The organism is Streptomyces sp. SID3212 (assembly GCF_009865405.1).
Taxonomy (GTDB): Bacteria; Actinomycetota; Actinomycetes; order Streptomycetales; family Streptomycetaceae; genus Streptomyces.
In genome coordinates, this window is sequence record NZ_WWJY01001250.1 from 1 (window position 1) to 3,124 (window position 3,124).

The following is a 3,124-nucleotide window of genomic DNA, read 5'->3' on the forward strand; positions in this document are numbered from 1 at the left end:
GCGGCGGCGATGGTGGCGAGGGGAGCGGCGCGGGCCCGGCGCCGGAGCCCCGGCTCATGCCGGACGCGGGGGTCTTCGTGGTCGCGGACCAGCTGACCGTCGCCGCCGCCGACCTGGCGGAGGCACTGCGAACGGCCCCGTCCCTGGTGGAGCTGGACGAGGCCGTGAGGTCGGTCGAGCGGGCCGTGACGCGGGCGAAGCTCTGACGGAGGCTCCGACGGGACGCCCTAGAGCGAGGCTATGACGCGGTCCGCGAGGATGTAGATGTGCTCCCCGGCGTCCCTGCCGGTGTCCGCGGCGGGACCGTCGGTCGAGAAGGTCAGCGTGTACGCCCCGGAGACTCCCGAGCCGCCCAGCAGGAACGGCGCGCCGCCCTGCCGCAGGGACTCGGCCAGCCGCTCCGCGGTCTCGCGGTGGCCGGGTGTCATGCAGAGCGTGGTGCCGTCGGTGAAGACGTAGACGTCGAGCGTGCCCAGCGGTCCCGGCCGCACGTCCGCCAGTGCCGTACGGGTCGCGGCGAGCTCTTCGAGCCGGGCCACGGTACGTTCGTGGTCGGTGACCACGGGTGTCTGCACCGGTACGAAGTCCGGGTGCGAGGGGTGCCGGCGACGGGCGGCGGCCAGCTCGGGGGAGTCCTCCGCGTACTCGCCGGCGAACTCGCTCACCTCACTGACCTCGCTCAGGTCGGGCAGGTCGGCGAAGCTGTCGTCCGCGTCGGTGAACCCGCCGCCGTCGAGGGCGTCGAGGTCCAGGGATTCCAGGGAGTCCAGCGCCTCGACGGACTCCAGGGACTCCAGTCCGGCGAAGTCGGCCTGGCGGGGCACGTAGAAGGGGCCGCCCTCCTCGGTGCCGAGCCCGGCGAGACCGCCCAGCAGGGACGGGGTGTCGGCCGCGTCGCGGGCCTCCTGCGCGGCCCAGAAGGCACGCGCCTCGGCCAGCTCGCGCTCGCGCTCCTCGGCCAGGGCCTCGGCGACGGCGGAACGTATCTCCTCGGTGGGCGTGGCGCTTCTGGCCTGCGGTACGGACACGGCGGGCCCGGCGGGGTTCGCGGCCAGCTCACCGCGCAGGGCGGCCACCTCGCGACGCAGCCCGTGGGCGGCGTGCAGTGCGGCGACTCCCACGGCCGTCGCGGCGGCCGTGGTCAGCAGCAGGGCAAGAGATGTGGCGCTCACTGACAACTCCCGGTCTCAATAGATACCCCCGACTTCCTACATCAGCTTGTCGTGGGTGCGGGGCCCGCCGTCAGTGCATTACGTCATGAATGGGACAGGTCTTTGGGCCTTAGGTTTAGTCTCCATCCGGACCTGACCAGCTCAAACGAATCTCCCCGTGGAAGAGGTCACATCCTGGGGGAGATTCAGTCACGACTGGGGATCGGCGAGGGTCGGCGGGGGAGAGGACGGGCAGGCCCCGGGTGGCCTCCCCGTCCTCTCCGTGCCAGGTCAGCGGCCCGCCACCGGACGGAACGCGGGCCCCGGGCGGTCCGGAGAGGCCCCGACGGGGTCAGCTCAGCCGCTCGATCACCATGGCCATGCCCTGGCCGCCGCCCACGCACATCGTCTCCAGCCCGAACTGCTTGTCGTGGAACTGGAGGCTGTTGATCAGCGTGCCGGTGATGCGGGCGCCGGTCATGCCGAAGGGGTGGCCGACGGCGATCGCGCCGCCGTTGACGTTGAGCTTCTCCAGCGGAACGCCCAGGTCACGGTAGGACGGGATGACCTGCGCGGCGAATGCCTCGTTGATCTCGACCAGGTCGATGTCGCCGATGGTCAGCCCGGCGCGGGAGAGCGCCTGCCGGGACGCCTCGACCGGGCCGAGGCCCATGATCTCCGGCGACAGGCCGGTGACACCGGTGGAGACGATCCGGGCCAGCGGGGTCAGGCCCAGGTCACGGGCCTTGGTGTCGGACATGATCACCAGCGCGGCGGCGCCGTCGTTCAGCGGGCAGCAGTTGCCCGCCGTGACCAGGCCGTCGGGGCGGAAGACGGGCTTGAGCCCCTGCGTGCCCTCCAGGGTGACCCCCGCGCGCGGGCCGTCGTCCTTGGTCACCACCGTGCCGTCGGGGGTGGTCACGGGGGTGATCTCCCGCTCCCAGAAGCCGTTCTTGAGGGCTTCCTCGGCGAGGTTCTGGGACCGTACGCCGAACTCGTCCATGTCCCGGCGGGTGACGCCCTTGAGGCGGGCCAGGTTCTCCGCCGTCTGCCCCATCGCGATGTACGCGTCCGGGACCAGGCCGTCCTCGCGCGGGTCGTGCCAGCCCGCGCCCTCGCTCTGCGCGACCTCCGCCGTACGCGCCTCGGCGTCCGCGAAGAGCGGGTTGTGGGTGCCGGGCATGCCGTCCGAGGAGCCGTTGACCTGGCGCGACACCATCTCGACGCCGGCGGAGATGAAGACGTCGCCCTCGCCCGCCCTGATCGCGTGCATCGCCATGCGGGAGGTCTGGAGCGACGAGGAGCAGTAGCGGGTGATCGTGCAGCCGGGAAGGTGGTCCATCCCCATCTGTACGGCCACGACGCGGCCCAGGTTGTGCCCCTGCTCGCCGCCGGGCAGCCCGCAGCCGAGCATCAGGTCGTCGATGTCGCGGGGGTCCAGCTCCGGGATCTTGTCGAGCGCGGTCCGGATGATCGTGGCGGTCAGGTCGTCGGGCCGCAGCTCCTTGAGCGAGCCCTTGAAGGCCCGGCCGATGGGGGAACGGGCGGCAGAGACGATCACGGCTTCGGGCATCGGACGGCTCCCAGGATGCTGGACGGCGGAAATCGGGACTGTCTGGGAAGTTACCCGTACGTAGTGCTCGGGTCACCGAACCCGTCGTGTGATGCGGACCTCTTTTCTAAGCGCTTGCTCAGCGGGAGGGGTGCGGGCGCAGGGTGCGGGGGCGTACACGTAGCGCATGCGTACGCCCGGCGTACCGGGGCGCGCGGTCGGTTTCTGTTACGCACCGGATCGCGGCCCGACTCTGGCGCGATTCGCGCGCCACCGTCCGGGAGGGGTGGCTGCCCATGATCGGTATGCGCCACTCCCTCCATACCGGTGGCGCGCGGCCGTCAGGTCTGCTGGGGGGTCGTCCCCTGCCGCGCCCTGCGGGCCCGGCGCGCCTCGGCCGGCGTCTCGGCGTCCGGGTCCG

The 3,124-nt window shown here is 72.0% G+C and carries 2 protein-coding genes and 1 pseudogene; 1 reads left to right on the forward strand and 2 read right to left on the reverse strand.

Translation table 11 applies throughout. From position 1 onward, the window contains the following. A pseudogene (locus tag GT042_RS37655) lies at nucleotides 1-206 on the forward strand (hypothetical protein); the annotation flags it as partial. Nucleotides 207-227: 21 nt separating this feature from the next. Here the strand turns inward: GT042_RS37655 and GT042_RS37660 are convergent. Together GT042_RS37660 and GT042_RS37665 are read right to left on the reverse strand one after the other, a co-directional pair. After that, the gene (locus GT042_RS37660) at nucleotides 228-1,172 is read right to left on the reverse strand and encodes a hypothetical protein (RefSeq protein WP_161313165.1); all 945 of its coding nucleotides are present in this window, start codon (nucleotides 1,170-1,172) and stop codon (nucleotides 228-230) included. 331 nt (nucleotides 1,173-1,503) lie between these two features. Continuing rightward, nucleotides 1,504-2,724 carry an acetyl-CoA C-acetyltransferase gene (locus tag GT042_RS37665; protein ID WP_161313166.1) on the reverse strand — a complete coding sequence of 407 codons (1,221 nt, stop codon included), beginning with the start codon at nucleotides 2,722-2,724 and terminating at the stop codon, nucleotides 1,504-1,506. Between the last annotated feature and the right edge of the window lie 400 nt (nucleotides 2,725-3,124).